Genomic DNA, 17,249 nt, shown 5'->3' with positions numbered 1-17,249 from the left:
GTTATCATGAGAAAAATATTTATCGCGCTGCTCGTCCAAATCGCAGCAATCGCCGTTATTGGCCCGGCACTCGCCCAAGAGTCAATGACGCTTGACGCGCAAGTCAATCAGATGTTCGCCGCTGTCACAGGCCCGTTTGTCAGCTTTATTTTCGCGCCCATTCCAGGGACCAGCTTTCCCTGGATTGTTATGTGGCTCGTTGTTGCTGCCTCTATTTTTACGATCTATTTCGGCTTCGTCCAATTTCGCTTCTTTGGTCACGCGATTAGCTTGGTTAAAGGCGATTACTCGGATCCTAATGATGCGGGTGAAGTCAGCCATTTCCAAGCCCTTGCAACGGCCCTCTCAGGCACGGTCGGTCTTGGTAACATTGCCGGTGTGGCCGTTGCCGTCGGTATTGGTGGCCCAGGCGCAACATTCTGGATGATCCTTGCCGGACTTCTTGGCATGGCGTCAAAATTTACGGAATGTACGCTTGGCGTGAAATACCGTAATGAATATGAAGATGGCACGGTCTCAGGCGGACCGATGTACTATATATCGAAAGGTTTCAAGCAACTCGGCATTCCGGGCGGCAAAGCTCTCGCTATTCTCTTCTCTATTTTCTGTATTCTCGGCGCCCTCGGCGGCGGAAATATGTTTCAGGCAAACCAGGCACATGCCCAGATTTCTGGCATTGTCGGGGACTATCCTGGTTGGATTACCGGCGTCATCTTCGCTGTTGTCGTGTTTGCCGTGATTGTCGGCGGCATGAAGTCAATTGCACGCGTAACCGAAAAAGTCGTTCCCTTTATGGGCATCATGTATGTGGCTGCGGCGATTATTATTCTCGCGGTCAATTTCGACCAGATCGGTTGGGCTTTCGGCCAGATTTTTGAAGGTGCCTTTACGGGCCTTGGTGTCGCCGGTGGTTTTGTCGGCGCGTTGATCCAGGGCTTCAAGCGGGCGGCCTTTTCCAACGAAGCCGGAGTAGGCTCCGCTGCGATTGCCCATTCGGCCGTACGGACGAAAGAGCCAATCACGGAAGGAGTAGTCTCCCTGCTAGAGCCTTTCATCGACACGGTAGTAATCTGCACAATGACGGCGCTGGTCATCATCATCACAGGCCAGCTTATCATTGACCCGGTATCCGGCAACTACATGCTGGATGGTTCAATGATTGCAACAGTTGGCGGCACCTCCGGAGTTGCCTTGACATCAGCGGCCTTTGGTTCTGCTGTTAGCTGGTTCCCTTATGTTCTGGCCATTGCCGTGGTCCTGTTTGCGTTCTCGACGATGATTTCATGGTCCTATTATGGTCTGAAAGCCTGGACGTATCTGTTCGGTGAAGGAAAAACGACTGAGCTGATTTTCAAGCTGATCTTCTGCGCCTTCGTGATCATTGGTGCGGCGGCAAGCCTAGGCCCGGTTATTGACTTCTCTGACGCAGCTATCTTCGCGATGGCCGTGGTCAATATTTTCGCGCTTTACTTCCTGATGAAGCTGGTGAAACAGGAATTCCAGTCTTACCGCGAACGTCTTGAATCAGGTGAAATCAAAAAATTCAAAGGCTAACAACAAAAGGAGGCGCTTTTAACAGGCGCCTCCTTTTATTCTGACGCAATTCCAATCACTCCAGATACATTTTATTTATAGGCCGCCCCCCCCGGATTGAAGGTCTCGTCTACTCTGCGGAATTATGCTACGGTTTCGTATCAACGACCGTAAGCACGCATAAATAAAACTTTCACACAATAAACTGGCGGATTTAACGATCATGAAAAAGCTAACTTCTGCTGTTGTTCTGTTTTTCTTTATTCTGACAGGAATGGCCCTTGCTGATGTTGACAGAAATGTGACCGCGGCCCTCTCCGATATTGAAAAATATGAGCAAAAATATTCCGGGCAGGCGTCCGCCTCTAAAACCAACATAAATCGTGATCTGAAGCTTCTTAAGCTTACTCGCCAGCGCCTTGATGGCGCACCAGATCATTCACAGCCAGAGTGGAAGGAAGCCGCCCAGCGATACAATGCCCTGGTGACGCATCTTAATAGCATGCTGAAACCATCAGGCGGCACAACCTCAACCACAACCGCTGCGCCAAAAAGCAGCACTGCTCCCGCCTCAACCGCGACGACTTCATCAAACACTGCGCCCAAGCAGATGATCTCTCAGCAGCGTGTTCATATCAAAAAACTGAAACGAGATGTTGAAAGCGCAACCGATACTGTTGACAAGGCCGGGCCCAAGCCCTTCCAAGACCCGGCTTACGTTCAAAAAATTGATAATGCCCTTGTCAGATTTCAGGGGACATATGCCAAATTTACAGATTTCAAGGACGATCCGGATGTGGTAGCTGCCGGCAATTCTCTTGCGACGCTGGAGAACATGGTTGTCTTTGGCAAGGATCATGCTGCGAAGGAGCTTGCCGCTCTCGGTGACGTGCAGGCACGGCTGAAAGAAATTAATGGATATTTGCGGGAACTGAAAGTTCCACCCACGCCACAGCAACCATACGAAAAGGGACAGTTGGCGCAATGGCTCCGCGATCTTGCCAAAACACGAAAAGCCGCGGTTGCGATCTTTCAGCCTATTCCGGATATCAAACAGCGCGCCTATTTGCCGAATAATGTCGGTACCGTTGAACAGGGTGCACCCTATGACCTTCAGGATGTCGACAGGTTTGAGCGGTATCTGCGGGAAGTTGTCGGAAATATAGATAATGGCGTCAAAACCTTCACTGCTAATCTAACCCATACAGTTCAGTTTGAAACCGAAAACCTGTCATTTTATGACAATTTCGACCCCAAGGACCCGCAGCAACAAATGCAACAGTTCTTGCTTGCAGGGCGGGCGGATGAAATCCGCCAGGAGCTAGCGAAAAAGCACCTTCTGGTCAACGAAGCAGCCGAGTATGCAAACCTTCTAAAGCATGACAATTATGAGGAAAGGGTCACGCTACTTGCTCGCGTTGAAGATGTCGCGAACAGATATGAAGAAAACTACAAAAAGGCGCGGGAGTTGGTGCGGATGCCGAAAGCGGCAATCACGGATTCCGATCTGACCGATATTGCGATGGAGACACTCAAGAGTCCGGACTATGATTACGTGGGGGAGATAAAGCGCCTCGTTATTAACACTGAAAAAGCCCATCGCACCAAGGAGACCAGCACCGCAGAAATCGACAAGGTCGATGTCAGCTCAACCGGTAACATCACACTCTCAGGAACAGAAACAACCTATTTTTATGAATGGGATCAGTTTCAGGTGGCCACCGTCGAGCCTGTGGAAGATAAGTTCTATATCTTCTATACAACACTGAAATACTACACCTCCGGTGCAGAGAGAACTCCGCTCAATCAGTGGATTATCACAGGAAGAATCCAGGGGAGCGAGATTCCAGAAGAAAACATTGAGCTAGATTAGAGGCGCATCAAGATGATGGGTTTCGCAAAGCTTCTGCAAGCTCGATAAAACTGTTCACGTCATAATCGAAAGGAACCGGCTTTTCTTCCGGTACTGCATCAGGACCGTACTCGAGAGTACGATTAACGTAAGCTGTCCTGAAGCCAGCATTTTTCGCCCCTTCAAGATCACGGGCATGGCAGGCAACCATCATGATCTGCTCTGGCGGTAGCTGAAGCAGCGCGGCGGTATCGTGATAAATTGTGGGATCTGGCTTCACCTTCTTGAAAAAATCAGCGGAAATAATTCCGTTCCACGGAAGGTTATTGTGGCGGCTTATATCGAGTAAACATCGAAAGTCGCCGTTTGAAAAAGGCAGTATCATAAAGTCTTCTTTCAACCTTGCGAGTCCCTCCACAACGTCATCCCACACATCCAGACGGTTCCAGGCAAGATTGAAATCTTCAATATCACTATCACCGATCCCGCGTACTCCATACTCATCGAACAGAGAAAGGAGTTTTTCTTTATGGATTTCTGCTGTCGGAATGATCTCTCTCTCGCCCGAAGAAATATCACCGAGTGCTTTCAGGTAGCCTTCAATGCGCCATTTGTTGACAAACTCTCCCCAAGGAACCGTGATCCCAGTCCTGTCAGAAAATTTCTGCCCCTCCCGTGTTACAGAGGAATACCAGTCCGTGACAGTACCAAAAACATCAAAACACAAAACTTTTACATTTGAAGCGATCACAAGCGGACCTTTCTGCTTTCGTTCATCATCCGTCCATAAAAAGCACGACGGAATTTTAGTAACAGTACCATTCAACTTATGTGTAACTGTCTGTATCTTATAAATCAATGCGCGGAAAAGTTCTGAAAATTACGCAATATCGGCAGTCTAACTCACCATTGCGTAAATTTTAGTGCTTTATCCACATATGTGTGGATAATTATCACAATCTGGACATTTGAGTTTAACGGCTGGCAATTTTACCTAAACTATAGTCTTTTCACTTTACTAAGGCCTTACTGTTAGCCGAGCATTTTTTGATGAATTCGTTTCGAACGTACAATGATATTATTTCATTCTGGGCAAGAGAAACCCCGAATGCTCCTGCACTTCTTGGCCCCGACCAATCCCCCGTGAATTATCAATGCCTTCATCAACTGGTTAATGAGTTTCAGAGCGAATTAGCAAGATGTGGGTTTGGTCGCAATGACCGGATAGCGGTAGTTCACTCCGGCGGCGCAGAAATGGCGTCCGCTCTAATTGGTATCCTCTGCAACGCAACGGTGGCGCCGTTCAATCCGGCGATGTCCACCGGCGAGTTTTACCTGCATTTTCAGGACAAGAGTATAAAGGCTCTCGCCATTGAAGAAGATCTCTCTTCTCAAGCACGCAATGCAGCGGAGAAACTTGGCCTACCGATTCTTGATATCAAGCAGATAGATCCGGCCAAAGCCGGCAAGGTTCAGCTCATTGGCACCGCCGGCAGTCATACAGGATTTACCCCCGAGCCAGTCGATGCAGAAGATCTCGCCGTTGTCTTTACAACATCGGGGACCACCAGCTATGGGAAAACGGTCCCCCTTTCCCATCGCATTGTGATGCCGCGTGTTGCGAACATGGTGCAAATGATGAAATTCACCAATCAGGATCGTATCCTGAATATCATGCCGCTGTTTCATACAAGTGGATTTTCCGCTGGGTTGCTCACAACACTCTATTCCGGCGCAAATTTTTTCCCCATCAAGAATAACGATGTCGACAAACTATTCCATTGTCTAGGTGATGCAAAGCCTACCGTTATCGCCGCCGGATATACCGTCTTTCATTCTATTGAAAGAAAGGCGCATGACCATTTGGATGCCATAGAAACGGCGAAACCTTCTTTACGAATGCTTCGAACTGGAACGGGCCATCTAGATCAGAAAATTACGGAGAGGTTAGAAGAGGTTTTTGACACGCCGGTTATTGAAGCCTATGGCTCTGCAGAGACAAGCTTCATGGCCTGCACAGGAATCCCACCCGCACCTCGTAAAGTTGGAAGTGTCGGCCAGCCTGATAGAAATCGCATTTTTGTTGTTGATGCAGCGGGAGACTTCACTCCAACAATGGAAAAAGGGGAAATTGTTGTCAATAAAGAGACCGCTTTCGATGGTTATGAGAACAACCCCACGGCAAACCAGGAATCCTTCTCAAAGGATTGGTATCATACGGGAGATGAAGGCTATCTAGACGAAGACGGGTTTCTGTTCATTACCGGCCGCATTAAGGAAATGATCAATCGCGGCGGCGTAAAGATCATCCCGACCGAAGTAGATCAGGTCGCGCTGAAGCATGATGCCGTCCGCGAGGCTGTTTCCTTCCCATTGCCGCATAAAACACTAGGTGAGGACCTTGTCCTTTCGATCGTGCTGGAGGCGGACAAGACTATTTCAGATTCCGAACTCAAAGCTTTTATGAAAGACTATCTCATCCCAAACAAGATTCCGTCCCGTATCATTTTCGTCGATGAAATACCAAAGGGCGCAACAGGTAAAGCACAGCGTCGGAAGCTTCATCATCAGCTACAGGTTTCGTCATCAGAAGATGCAGAACTGATCGGCGACCCAGACGGAGCAATCCCTGCAGACACGCTTAATATGCAGAAAATCTGGCAGGATGTGCTCGGACGGGAGAAAATTGGCCTGGACGAAAATTTTTTTGCTCTTGGCGGAGACTCTCTTCAGGCGGTGGATCTGTTTCTTCAGATTGAAAAACTGATGGGGCGCCGCCTACCGAGAGACATCTTGTTCGAGGCGGGAACAATTCGCGAAATGGCAAGGCACGTACAGGAGGAACTTTCGTCCTCCTGTATTGTCCCAATTCAGCCGACGGGAAGCCGTCCGCCACTCTTCTTTATCCATCCGATCGGCGGGGAGGTTCTTGGGTATCGGGATTTAGCCCAACATCTGGATAAAGATCAGCCATTTTACGGAATTCAGCAATTTCAGTCCGACACAAATATGCCTCGTTTTTCCTCTCTTGAAGAAATGGCAGATTACTATCTGGGTAAAATTCGTCAGCAGCAGCCAACTGGTCCCTACTATCTCGGTGGGCATTCCTTTGGTGGCCTTATTGCCTTTTTGATTGCGCAAAAGCTTGATGCCTTCGGTGAGAAAACAGCGTTTCTTGCCTTGCTGGATACCTATCTTCCCAGTCGAAAAAGATATGTCTCGCCGTTAAGCTGGATATCACTGCATTACAAGGTATGGGCGCGCTTACCGCTACAGAAGAAGGCAAACTATATCTTCGATAGGTTTCGCAACATAGCCAAGGGCGTCATGCGGCTGATTAGATTGAAATTTATGGAGACGCCCAATAGCAATCTTCCCGGATCTGAGGCATCTACCGCAGGCATGGTCAACAATCAGGATATCAACGCGTTAAATGTTCGAAAATTTTACCCGACTGCTTATTCAGGTAATGCTATACTCTTTCGGACAGAGTTGCCCGTTTCACTTCACCCCGATGTCCATAACGAATGGCAAAACTTGATAAAGGGAAAATTGGATATTTGTGAAATCTCAGGCGGTCATGTTGGAATAATGAAAGAGCCAAACGTGCAGTATCTCGCCAGTAAGCTTACATACTACTTATCAAAGGCTCAGGAAGAAGAATTGTCGGTTTAAACCGACCAGAGGGAGCGGGGAAACATTGAAACAGTTTTGGCCCGAATATGGCAAGGCCTATCCCGCCAGCATGAAAACAATCCGAAGGATTGCCGTAAAAGCAGAACGAACAGGTAAATTCAACAGTCCTTTTCGGAAAGCTCTATCCATCAGCTTTTTTCTACGGCGGTTACCCACTGTTTTCTTTCCACCGAAATCGGATATTGCCAACGCACAAAAGTTATCCGGCAAAGGATACTTGAGGCAAGTAATTGAGCGCCTTGTCTTGCTGATTATGTTTCGCACGGAACCGAGCGAATACTACATATGCGCGCTATTCTTACCTGAAAGGTATGCCCGAGCGGGAGAATTCATTGATTACCGCCAGCACAGCTTTCTAAACTTCTTCCTCAATCAAAAGAGAACGACAATTTTGACTGAGGACAAAGTACGATTTACAAATTTATGCAGTGAAAAAGGACTACGAACGGCGCCAATCATAGCTAGGCTTGATCTCAAAGCGACACCAGAGATGGAGCTCGAAAACAAGCTAAGCCCAATTGCGACGACTGAAGGAGTATTTTTCAAGCCCCGGTTTGGGCTGCAAGGCCGTGGCGCAGGACGGCTAGTTTGCGACCAAAACGGGATATGGTCGCTAACCTATGCAGATGGAGCCGGCTTCGAAAATAGGTGGCCTGAAATCTTCAAAATTTTAATGAAAAACATCAAACAGGAGTTGATATTCCAACCTCTACTTAAAAGCCATCGCAACCTGTTAAAGTTCAATCCTAACAGTACTCAAAGCGTTCGCTTCATTACTTTTCGTGACAATGGCCAGGTCCGCCCCCTCCTAGCCCGGATGCGCCTTGGCATTAATGACAGTCTGGTCGATGCCTCCTACTCCGCCATTGGTGTTCCTATTGATCTACTCACCGGAAAACTTCTAAGGGGAAGCCAGAAAGTAACCGCTATACTTCCTGATAGCATAGAAACTTTTGGCCCAGATAATCTGCCGCTTGTAGGATATGAAGTTCCGTATTTCGAAGAAACCCAAGCTCTCGCCATTGCTGTACATGATGCCTTTCCGGAAATTTTTTCTCTCGGCCATGACATTTTTATTCTTGATAATGGCCCCATTATCCTTGAAACGAACCATATTTGGGGAAACCCGCAATACGCACATAAGGAAGGCCTCGGAAGCTTTCATGCCTATATAAATGCGATCATTGAAATTGCTAATAAAGACGGCTTGTAGCAACGGGTCAAAGTGATGCGATCTGACATGAGAAAAATAGCGACGAACATGGCCTGCCTCAAATCTGTCGGTGGACTTTTGAACAAATTTGGTCAGAATGGCCATGGGCGCATAATCGAAAAATACCACCTGTCGCGTCGCGCGATTAAGTGAACGGAGTTTCGCAAATGAATGAAACATCAGCCTACGTACCCCCGAAGGTCTGGAAATGGGAAATGGAAAGCGGCGGCCGCTTTGCCAGCATTAATCGCCCTATCGCTGGCGCAACCCATGAAAAAGAGCGCCCCATCGGGAAGCATCCCATGCAGCTTTATTCTCTCGGGACACCCAACGGCGTCAAGGTCACTATCATGCTGGAAGAATTGCTGGCAAAGGGCTTTTCCGGCGCAGAATACGACGCATGGCTGATCAATATTGGACAGGGTGATCAGTTCAGCAGCGGATTTGTTGAAGTCAATCCAAACTCCAAAATTCCGGCATTGATGGACCATAGTGGCGCAAAGCCGATACGGATATTTGAATCCGGAGCCATTCTGTTACATCTAGCCGAAAAATTCGGTGAATTTATCCCAACTGATGTCGCTGAACGAGCGGAATGTCTTTCCTGGCTTTTCTGGCAAGTTGGCAGTGCCCCTTATCTTGGTGGCGGATTTGGCCATTTTTATGCCTATGCACCAGAGAAATTTGAATACCCAATTAACCGTTTTGCCATGGAAGTGAAGCGGCAACTCGATGTTATGGACCGTCAGCTAGCTGACAATCAGTTTATCTGTGGCAACGAATATACCATTGCAGATATGGCCATCTGGCCCTGGTATGGTGCCTTGGTACAGAACCGGGTGTATGAGGCTTCTGAATTTCTCGATACCGCCTCCTACAAACATGTTAATCGCTGGACGGAGGAAGTAGGTGCGCGGGATGCGGTACGTCGCGGACGCATGGTCAACCGGACATACGGAGCGCCAGAAGAACAACTCCGTGAACGGCACGATGCCAGCGATTTCGAGAATAAGACGCAAGACAAAATCGACGCAGCAAACGCCACGAACTAGGATATGCCGCCCTATCTTTCCGTTCGGTGGCCTTATCGGACGGAAAGCCTCTGCAAAGGGAACTCAAAAGATGGCCGACAAGAACAACATTACCCCCTTTGAACACATCAAGCTTACGGTAGAAGCGCAAATACCGTTAGTTCGGGCAATGGAAAAAGAGCTTGGCCGGGAAACGGCGCATCAGCTCGTACGCGAGGCGTTAGACAGCCGTAACCGCCAAGTATCCGAAATGCGATCGCGTGAGACGCCAATGACTATTCCCAAGCTGGAGGCTGAATTTGCCTCCTTCGGTATTGGTGTGGACTTCGAATTTGATGTACTAAAACGCAGCGACGAAGAATTTCATGTCGATGTGCATAAATGCGCCTATACGAAATTGATGGAGGAAATGGAGGCACGCGATCTCGGCCCCCTCCTCATCTGTAATTGCGACTACGCACTCGCGGAAGGCTTGGGCCTAGAACTCAAACGCGAAAAAACCTGTATGAAGGGCGATGGAATGTGCGATTTTCGCTTTCGCAAAGTAGAGAAATAAGGCCTACTTTTGTGTCCACTGTCCGTTTTCATTCAAAAACCAGGTACCTGCTGGAGCCTTCTTGAAAATTTCTACCGCATAGACACGCCCGACCTGTTCAACTGTAACATTTTCAGTTTTAGCTCGTTTCACATAGATAGCTCGTCTCTGTTCATTCAGGGTGGCAACAAACCCTTGCGCAGACCCATCACGTGCCCGGACAAAGCCATCAAACGCTTCTCCAACCGCGCCGGAACGTCGCAGATCATCCAGTTGATCCGCCCAGGCCGGTGTCACTGCGAAAACCGGTAGGCACGCTATAACAGTAAGCGCCAACAATGCTTTACGAAAAATCTGCCTACGGCTCATATTCCTATTGTTCTTAACAGATCGCATATCAGAAAATTCCCGGGTTATTACTAATATCGTCTTTGGCCTGCTCTTCTATCTTGAGGCGCACTTCCGCATCCAACTTAATATTCAAATTGATTGTGATGGGTTCCGCCGGCGCCTCAACCTTTACCGTTGGGGTACAGGATACTGAGGCGAACAAAACCACTGTCACGATCGACATCGCAAGAAGAGAATGCTTATCCACAGATATTCCTTCACTCATTTTACCGACCATCCACGGTAGCACGGAGCGCTTTTTCCGACAAGAGATAGCCATCCAGAAGAGCGTTAAATATCTTGTCCAAACTAGTCGTCAGATTGATATTGAGGACCACAGGGCGGTTATTTTCAACGTCTGGATTACTGCCCGCAGCATGCAGTTTAACCGTGTCTTCGCCGTTTTCCGTCTTTGCGATCTCAATCGACAGCTCCGAATAACGGAAATTCTCCAATATATCTAGAAGCAACTCCGCCTGTTCCCCGCCCCCTCCAAGGGCCTGACGCGCCGCGTCCGACGTCATTTTCAGCACTCCCGGCCCCTCTGCGGCCAGCAACCCATCTTCGACAAGCAAACGAGCTCCACCAAAAACGAGAGGTATCTTTCCACTGACACGACCGGTCGCAATAAGCTCCTCAACATTGCTGAGTGCCATAACTTCCTCTAGATCAAGGCGGGTCAGTTGAACCTCAATCCGGTTGACCTTCGCGCCCGTATCAACGCGCGCATCTTCAATGATGGCGGTACCACCCACCAGCCCAACCGTTAGCAGATCAAGATATAACACCGGAGAGCCATTCTTCGTCTCGACGCGAAAGCGCAAAAAAGGCTTTTCCAATAAAATGCCCGTAGTAGCGCTGCGCGCTTTCAGTTCCTGGGGAGACGAAACAGTGATGGGATTCAACTCACTAATATGCACCTGGCCCATGAGCCCCGAAATACTACTACCCGCTGTCTTGATCGAAAGATCGTTAAGACTGACGTCCGCGGAAGACTTCATACCCTTTGCGGACCAGCTTATCTCGCCGCCTGCCACAACGTCTCCTTCGACTTTCATCTCTGTGTCGAAGACGATAAGATCTGAGAGCTGCAACCCATCTTCTGAAAAAGAAAACGGATTAACAGCGACTTGCGCTGATCCGGCCTCGTCCGATAAAGAATGACGACCGTCCATACGAAGATATTTTCCAAGAAAATCTGAAGTAAGCGCAAAAGTGAAATCAATTCTTTCGTCCTTTAAGACCGCGTCTCCAATGACGATTTGATCCTCCTTGAAAAGTGCGCCTTTTTTCGGGCTTACCTTCATATTAATAAGCCCAAAATGTCCATTTTTTCCAAGGGTAATATTCTCAAAGGATGTTTCAAAACGCGCCTTAATATCTGAAATAGCTATATTCTGGGCATCCAGCCGGGCGTTTCCGGTACGCCCTGTAATGCTCCCCTCGAACAGGGTATCCTCTTCATTCTGGCCGCCTATTACCTTGAAATTAAGTCCCTCCGCGACCAACATCTTATCCTGCCATTGGCCATTCCTCAGTTCAGCATCCAGTGATGAAAAGGCGATATTACCCGCTGAATCACGGGTTATTTCTCCTGTGCCCACCACAGTCCCGGTGAGGCTATTTCCAACTTCTTTTAGGTGAGATGATAGCCCGGCAAGCGACACTCCATCCCTACCGAATTTTGTTTCGGGCAGCCGGAAGAACAGCTTCCCTGCGCCAGTCTCTATCCCATACGCCACAGACACATCAACTTGGAAATTCTCCGCTCTATTACCAACTTTTCCCTGAAGCGATAGATCCTGCGATGACGATACCCCGCCAGCAAGCAGAAAGTGAAAGGGAGAAAAAGCGGGCGTTGAACCAGTATCGCTAATCACTCCGCTGAGTGTATTAAGATCAAGTTTTTCAGTAAAATTTTGAATATCCAACTCAGCGAAAAGATCACTGATGATCAGCATCTCATCAAAAAATTCACCCGACACTTCAGACCTCTGCAATGTCATTCGGGCATTCTGAGTATTGTTTTCCAGATCATACTGTCCCTGAAATCTAACAGGCAGCTTGCCCGAAGCAAGATGCCCATCGGTGAGCGCCACCGCCATTTTCTCAACGACAAGATTCCCATCATAGGTGATGGCCGATCCGACAATTTCAGCAATTGCCGCAAACTTTATTGTTGCGTCGATGGGTGGGAGCCCTTCCGCGTAACGCGTCAAATCCACAGGCTGCAGCCCATCACGGCGGAATGATAAAGCTTCCAACGAGAGTTGAACTCGACCTTCTGCGGAGGCAGTATCATAGTTTCCAGTCAGATCCATCAGGGGCTGACCTTCCGCCGTTCTTAAAGCTATTTGAATATCAGCGGCACCCGCCGCCAGTTCTCCTTGCCCGGCCAGCATGAGCGGTGCCCAGTCCGGCTTGGGTCCAGCATGGCGTATGGTTCCGCCATTAAGCTCCAACACCGCCGACTGTCCGCCTATATCCGCGTGCAGAGAAAGCACCATATCCTCTAGAATGATCGGACCGGAGGCAGTTTTAATCTCAGCCTTTACCAAGCCTTCAGCCTTCAGTATCTGATCGGTCGACACGGTGCCCGAAAAATCCATATGCAACGACCGTTGTTCGTCTTTCGAGATAACCTTCCCGGTTTTTAGGGAGATTTCCGGAATCTGGAACGTTTGCGCGGCTTCTTCCTTACCACCCTCTTCATTGACAAGGCTGGCTATTTGCTTAATGGCGCCATCATTTGGGTTGGAGACATTGATAAAAAGTTCGTCGATTTCCGCCTTATCAATTTCTCCCCGCAAGAGAGCAAGAGGCGTGTAATGCACTGCAACATCACGCAGTATAATCTGATCAGAGAGCAATACTTCTTCAATAGTCACGCGATCTAGGGTAACTGCCTCAACAGTCAATATGACATCGTCAAACCCGTAGTAATCAAGCGCCAACTTCCCCGCATATTCCAGAATCGTTGAACGAAAAAGGATTAGGACGACAAGCGGGGCAACGAGCAGAACAACCCCGCCCCAAATGAGCTTTCGAAGAATGCCTGATTTTGCGCCTGCCGCCATCTATCCTTCCTGAATGACTTTATGTCAGTTACAAGGACATACCAATAAGGCAAGCCTAAGGCATAACTAAAGCGATGAGAAAGCCATATTTCTGTCTCTCACAGCAATAGTTCTTTACGCTCGGGCGCTTGGGCGGCTGGTTACGCGGCCCCACCAGCTATTTATATTCACTTGCTCCTCAGTTGGACGGACACCAACCGCTTTTCCCATCAGGATCGCGCACTGCGCCGTGATATCGGCGATACTGTAACTATCCGCCGCGATATACTCACGCCCCTCCAAAGATGACTCGAGCCAGTCTAGACTAGCTGTTGCCTGTTTTTGGCAAACCGGCACATATTCCGAGACCTGTTCGCGAATACCTTTCCACATGGGATGACTATGAGAAAAGGCACTTACAAGTGGGGTCAGCAATTCCAGCTCTATACGCCGGTTCCACATCTCAATTTGCGCCCGCTCCAACGGCGTTGTCCCCATGAGTGGAGGTTCAGGATGTATCTCCTCCAGATAGAGGCAGATCGCATGGCTTTCCGAGATTGTCGTTCCATCGTCCAGTTCAAGCACTGGCATACGTCCAAGAATATTCTTCTCTAAATACTCTGGCGTTTTGTGATAACCTGAGGAAAGATCGATTTCCTCTTTAGGGATATCTAATCCTTTTTCTGCAATAAAAATCCGGACACGGCGGGCATTTGGCGATGCAGGCAGATCGTATAGTTTCACAATACTCTCCTCTATATGTTTAATTCCACATGACTACGGCTGGCTCGGCGCCAATTCACTTTTTGGATCCCCGGCAATACGCGAATGATACATAATACGCGGCTGGTTCATATCCCATGGTGTAGCTTGATGCAGCAGGCAACGATTATCCCATATCACCACATCCCCTGGCTCCCAGTGATGATGGTAGATACGGGGAGCCTGACAGGTAAAATCGACCAGCTCTTCCAGAAGCGCTTCAGATTTCTCTTCGCTTAATCCGGGAATGCCATAAGCGTGACGCCCGATGGTCAGACATGGTCGACCCGTCTCCGGATGGGTTTTGACGAGAGGCCGAAGCGGCGGTTCCAGATCGTGAAGACCATAACCGCTGTATTCACTATCTTTCTTCTTTTGGGTGAAACCCATTTTTTGCTGGCTATAATGGAGCGAATGATAGGCTTTCATATCTTGAATGAGATCGCGCGTTGCCTGATCCAAAGCCTCATAAGTCGCTGTGAGATCGGCCCAGCCTGTTTCCCCGCCTTCTGATGGGACGACATGTGCACTGAACACTGCCCCTTTGGCCTGTACCGGCATATAGGTGCTGTCCTGATGCCACCCCATATTCCCCTTGAGTATCTTGACCATGTCGTTCTCATTCGACTTAATCAGATTCCCGTCAGCATCGACATTACTGATGGGCGCCAGATCAAACTCCATATCCCCAAAACGACGGGCGAACGCCACTTGTTGTTTAGTGGTCAAATGCTGCGCAGGAAATATCAGCAGAGAATATTGCAGCCAGTTGGCATAAAGATCGGAAAAATCGGCCTCGCCCAAGGATTTCAGATCAAGGCCTGTCACAACGGCACCAAACGTTGCATCAACAGGTTTCACATTAAAATTCATGGTGGTAACCCTCCCTGAAAATAGAGGCGGCGGTGATTTTTGATTACTTTTGCTTGGTTCCGCCACCGTCAATAGCATTACCATAGAGGCTCCCGGTGTCAGCGTCTACAAATTGAATAGCAGCTAATATGCAAAATGCGGACAAGCAAGATCTCGAGAGTAGCGAATTCGGAATTGCCTTTATCTTTATGCTATGATGGTATCCGCGCCCTCGCGAAGAATAAAAACCAGACCCATACTAAAGGATGAGTGACGTGTATCCGGCAAAGAACCAATCGGCAGACTTACTAAACAAAATCAGGGATTTTGCCGAAGCTCATATCCGACCAAATCGCGGAAAGTTAATCAAGGCTAACGATTTTCCTCCAGATTTATGGCACACCTTTGGCGCCTCCGGCCTCGCGGGCCTCTCCTTACCCGAAGATCACGAAGGCCTTGGGGCGAATTATAGTCTTCTCTCCGCCGCCGGACGCGTAATCAGCCGGACGGGCGGAGTTCCCGGCGTAACAATGGTTTTCATGGCCCATTGGCTCATGTCCAAGCTACATATTGCGACGGACACACCCTCACCCGTGCAACAGCAGCTGTTACCGCTCCTCGCCGCCGGAAAAACAACACTCTCCGTTGCCATTTCCGAACCCGGTGCCGGGGCCCATCCAAAATTTCTGAAAACAACAGCACGACGTGAGGGTGCGGAATTTGTTCTGAATGGTGAGAAGGCCTTCCTGACAAACGGTCCCCTTGCTGACCAATTCATCGTCCTCGCGATTACAGATGAAACGGGCGGCAGAAAGGCCTTCAGTGCTATACTCGTGCCTGCCGACAGCTCCGGTTTTCGCCGCACAGAAGGCGTCAAAATAGATTTCTTACACCCCTGCCCTCATGGCGGCATTGTGCTTGAGAACTGTCGCGTTCCAGCAGCAAATCTTCTTGGCGAAGAAGGGGATGCATTTGACCGAACCTCCATGCGAATGCGGGCAATCGAAGATGCCGCCGGAGCCGCGGGTCAGGTCGGATCAATGTATCGCTTACTTTCGGATATTGCAGCAGAGGCAAGCGACGATCTTGCAGTGCAACTCGGGGCAATAGCGACTAAACTACAAGCTCTGGATGTCATTGCTGCAGAGCTAGCATCAATGGCGGACGCTGCGGGAGATGATCTTCAACCAATATTGGAGTTGCAACTCGGTTTTCACCAACAATGCCAAAACTGTTCCGAGGCTTTCAGTGCCGTGATGGAAAAATGTCCTGATATCGACAGCCCCCATATCCATTATTTGTTCCGAGATATCTCAAAATCACTCACAATCGCTAAAAATGCCCATGCGGCCCGCCTTGCAAAAATCGGCATGGCAATCCTTTATTCGGCAGACAGCCGTTAGAGCTATTCTTTGGCACCATGATGACGTGAATAGCCGGATCTCTCAGCAGGATGCCAGTCTGCTGGAAGGCCCTTGGTTGCCTTATAAATTTCGACTTTGAGTGGATAGCAGGCGGCATCATCGCTGGAATGCCCGGAGCTACAATCGCCGCCAGGGCAGGTCGAAAGCCCGCCTAAAAGATCTATTTCCGCGAATACCTCCAGATAGTCACCGGGGCGAACCGGGCTCGCCTTCATGAAATACTGATGCGTATCTTTGGTGAACCCGGTGCACATAAAAACATTCAGAACGTCATGCACGAAGGGCTCAGCAGCGTCATATGAAATGCTTTGTGACTTTGCAAAGGCTCGGATGAGATTGGAATGACAGCAATAGTGATACTCATCGCCGCCCAGCATGACATTGGTATAGGGATCGCAACGGGTTCCGATAACATCATGTACGCCCCCGCCGTCATCATCCCAGCCATACCAATCGAGCGTATCATAGGTAAGTGTTGCCATCGGTCTCATATAGGGCAGATTACTCCAGAGCCGGTCGCCAACGCTGACATGAGTGCCGTGTAATGCACGGGTTTTGCCGCTGAAAAACCGTTCATTTACATCGCCTACATTCCAGAGATTAAGATCACCCACCTGAGGGCCCTCAATACTGACGATACGGAAAAAATGACCCGCAGGAACATGGAAGCATTCGGCGTCGCGGGGCGCGACAATGACCTCATCGATCTGCTCCAAATTCGCGCGAGCCTCATCGTAAATATTTGCGTTTGGCAGCGGTAGCGTATCAACAGGATAAACAATCACCGGCTTGATGGCGCGACGGACATCCGCATCGGCAGGAGTTTGGTTTTGCGGGCTGTACTTCATAGGACGGCTCCCTCGTTAAGGACAGCCGATCCTACGATGCTACGGATCACGGGACAA

Annotated in this window: 14 protein-coding genes; 7 read left to right on the top strand and 7 right to left on the bottom strand. The window is 49.1% G+C overall.

From position 1 onward, the window contains the following. The first annotated feature begins 6 nt into the window (after positions 1-6). Positions 7-1,554, top strand: coding sequence for an alanine/glycine:cation symporter family protein (locus LKE13_RS05500; protein ID WP_227948990.1), 1,548 nt, complete (start codon positions 7-9; stop codon positions 1,552-1,554). A 202-nt stretch (positions 1,555-1,756) separates the two neighbouring features. Next, on the top strand, positions 1,757-3,406 hold the full coding sequence (locus LKE13_RS05495) for a hypothetical protein (RefSeq protein WP_227948988.1): 1,650 nt from the start codon (positions 1,757-1,759) through the stop codon (positions 3,404-3,406). A gap of 7 nt (positions 3,407-3,413) precedes the next feature. Here LKE13_RS05495 and LKE13_RS05490 read toward each other — a convergent pair whose 3' ends face one another. Beyond that, complete coding sequence (locus LKE13_RS05490; protein ID WP_227948986.1) at positions 3,414-4,136, bottom strand: HAD-IA family hydrolase; 723 nt, start codon at positions 4,134-4,136, stop codon at positions 3,414-3,416. A 299-nt stretch (positions 4,137-4,435) separates the two neighbouring features. Between LKE13_RS05490 and LKE13_RS05485 the strand changes: the two genes are divergently transcribed. The 4 genes from LKE13_RS05485 to LKE13_RS05470 all read left to right on the top strand — a co-directional run bounded on the left by LKE13_RS05485 (position 4,436) and on the right by LKE13_RS05470 (position 9,881). Beyond that, entirely contained in the window at positions 4,436-7,060 is a 2,625-nt protein-coding gene (locus tag LKE13_RS05485) for a non-ribosomal peptide synthetase (protein WP_227948984.1), read from the top strand. A 25-nt stretch (positions 7,061-7,085) separates the two neighbouring features. Continuing rightward, positions 7,086-8,294 carry a sugar-transfer associated ATP-grasp domain-containing protein gene (locus tag LKE13_RS05480; RefSeq protein WP_227948982.1) on the top strand — a complete coding sequence of 403 codons (1,209 nt, stop codon included), beginning with the start codon at positions 7,086-7,088 and terminating at the stop codon, positions 8,292-8,294. A gap of 167 nt (positions 8,295-8,461) precedes the next feature. Then, a complete protein-coding gene (yghU, locus tag LKE13_RS05475) occupies positions 8,462-9,346 on the top strand; it encodes a glutathione-dependent disulfide-bond oxidoreductase (RefSeq protein ID WP_227948980.1) in 885 nt (294 codons plus the stop codon). Positions 9,347-9,416: 70 nt separating this feature from the next. After that, complete coding sequence (locus LKE13_RS05470; RefSeq protein WP_227948978.1) at positions 9,417-9,881, top strand: L-2-amino-thiazoline-4-carboxylic acid hydrolase; 465 nt, start codon at positions 9,417-9,419, stop codon at positions 9,879-9,881. Between the two features lie 3 nt (positions 9,882-9,884). On the opposite strand, the gene LKE13_RS05465 is transcribed toward LKE13_RS05470, so the two are convergent. The 5 genes from LKE13_RS05465 to LKE13_RS05445 form a co-directional block, all read right to left on the bottom strand. Continuing rightward, positions 9,885-10,229, bottom strand: a complete 345-nt coding sequence (locus tag LKE13_RS05465) for a YdbL family protein (RefSeq protein ID WP_227948976.1) — start codon at positions 10,227-10,229, stop codon at positions 9,885-9,887. 28 nt (positions 10,230-10,257) lie between these two features. Then, on the bottom strand, positions 10,258-10,476 hold the full coding sequence (locus tag LKE13_RS05460; protein WP_227948974.1) for a YnbE family lipoprotein: 219 nt from the start codon (positions 10,474-10,476) through the stop codon (positions 10,258-10,260). Between the two features lies 1 nt (position 10,477). Next, positions 10,478-13,327, bottom strand: coding sequence for an intermembrane phospholipid transport protein YdbH family protein (locus tag LKE13_RS05455; RefSeq protein WP_227948972.1), 2,850 nt, complete (start codon positions 13,325-13,327; stop codon positions 10,478-10,480). A gap of 114 nt (positions 13,328-13,441) precedes the next feature. Further along, on the bottom strand, positions 13,442-14,050 hold the full coding sequence (locus tag LKE13_RS18755; RefSeq protein WP_227948970.1) for a glutathione S-transferase family protein: 609 nt from the start codon (positions 14,048-14,050) through the stop codon (positions 13,442-13,444). Positions 14,051-14,083: 33 nt separating this feature from the next. Continuing rightward, positions 14,084-14,941: a TauD/TfdA dioxygenase family protein gene (locus tag LKE13_RS05445; RefSeq protein WP_227948968.1), complete on the bottom strand. Its 858-nt coding sequence runs from the start codon at positions 14,939-14,941 to the stop codon at positions 14,084-14,086. Positions 14,942-15,195: 254 nt separating this feature from the next. Here LKE13_RS05445 and LKE13_RS05440 point away from each other — a divergent pair, with 254 nt between their 5' ends. Further along, positions 15,196-16,323, top strand: a complete 1,128-nt coding sequence (locus tag LKE13_RS05440; RefSeq protein WP_227948966.1) for an acyl-CoA dehydrogenase family protein — start codon at positions 15,196-15,198, stop codon at positions 16,321-16,323. Between the two features lie 2 nt (positions 16,324-16,325). On the opposite strand, the gene LKE13_RS05435 is transcribed toward LKE13_RS05440, so the two are convergent. Beyond that, positions 16,326-17,192: an urea carboxylase-associated family protein gene (locus tag LKE13_RS05435; RefSeq protein ID WP_227948964.1), complete on the bottom strand. Its 867-nt coding sequence runs from the start codon at positions 17,190-17,192 to the stop codon at positions 16,326-16,328. Between the last annotated feature and the right edge of the window lie 57 nt (positions 17,193-17,249).

Source organism: Sneathiella sp. HT1-7, assembly GCF_020731145.1.
Taxonomy (GTDB): Bacteria; Pseudomonadota; Alphaproteobacteria; order Sneathiellales; family Sneathiellaceae; genus Sneathiella.
Note: the sequence above shows the minus strand (reverse complement) of the source record. Positions and strands in the feature narration are given on the sequence as shown.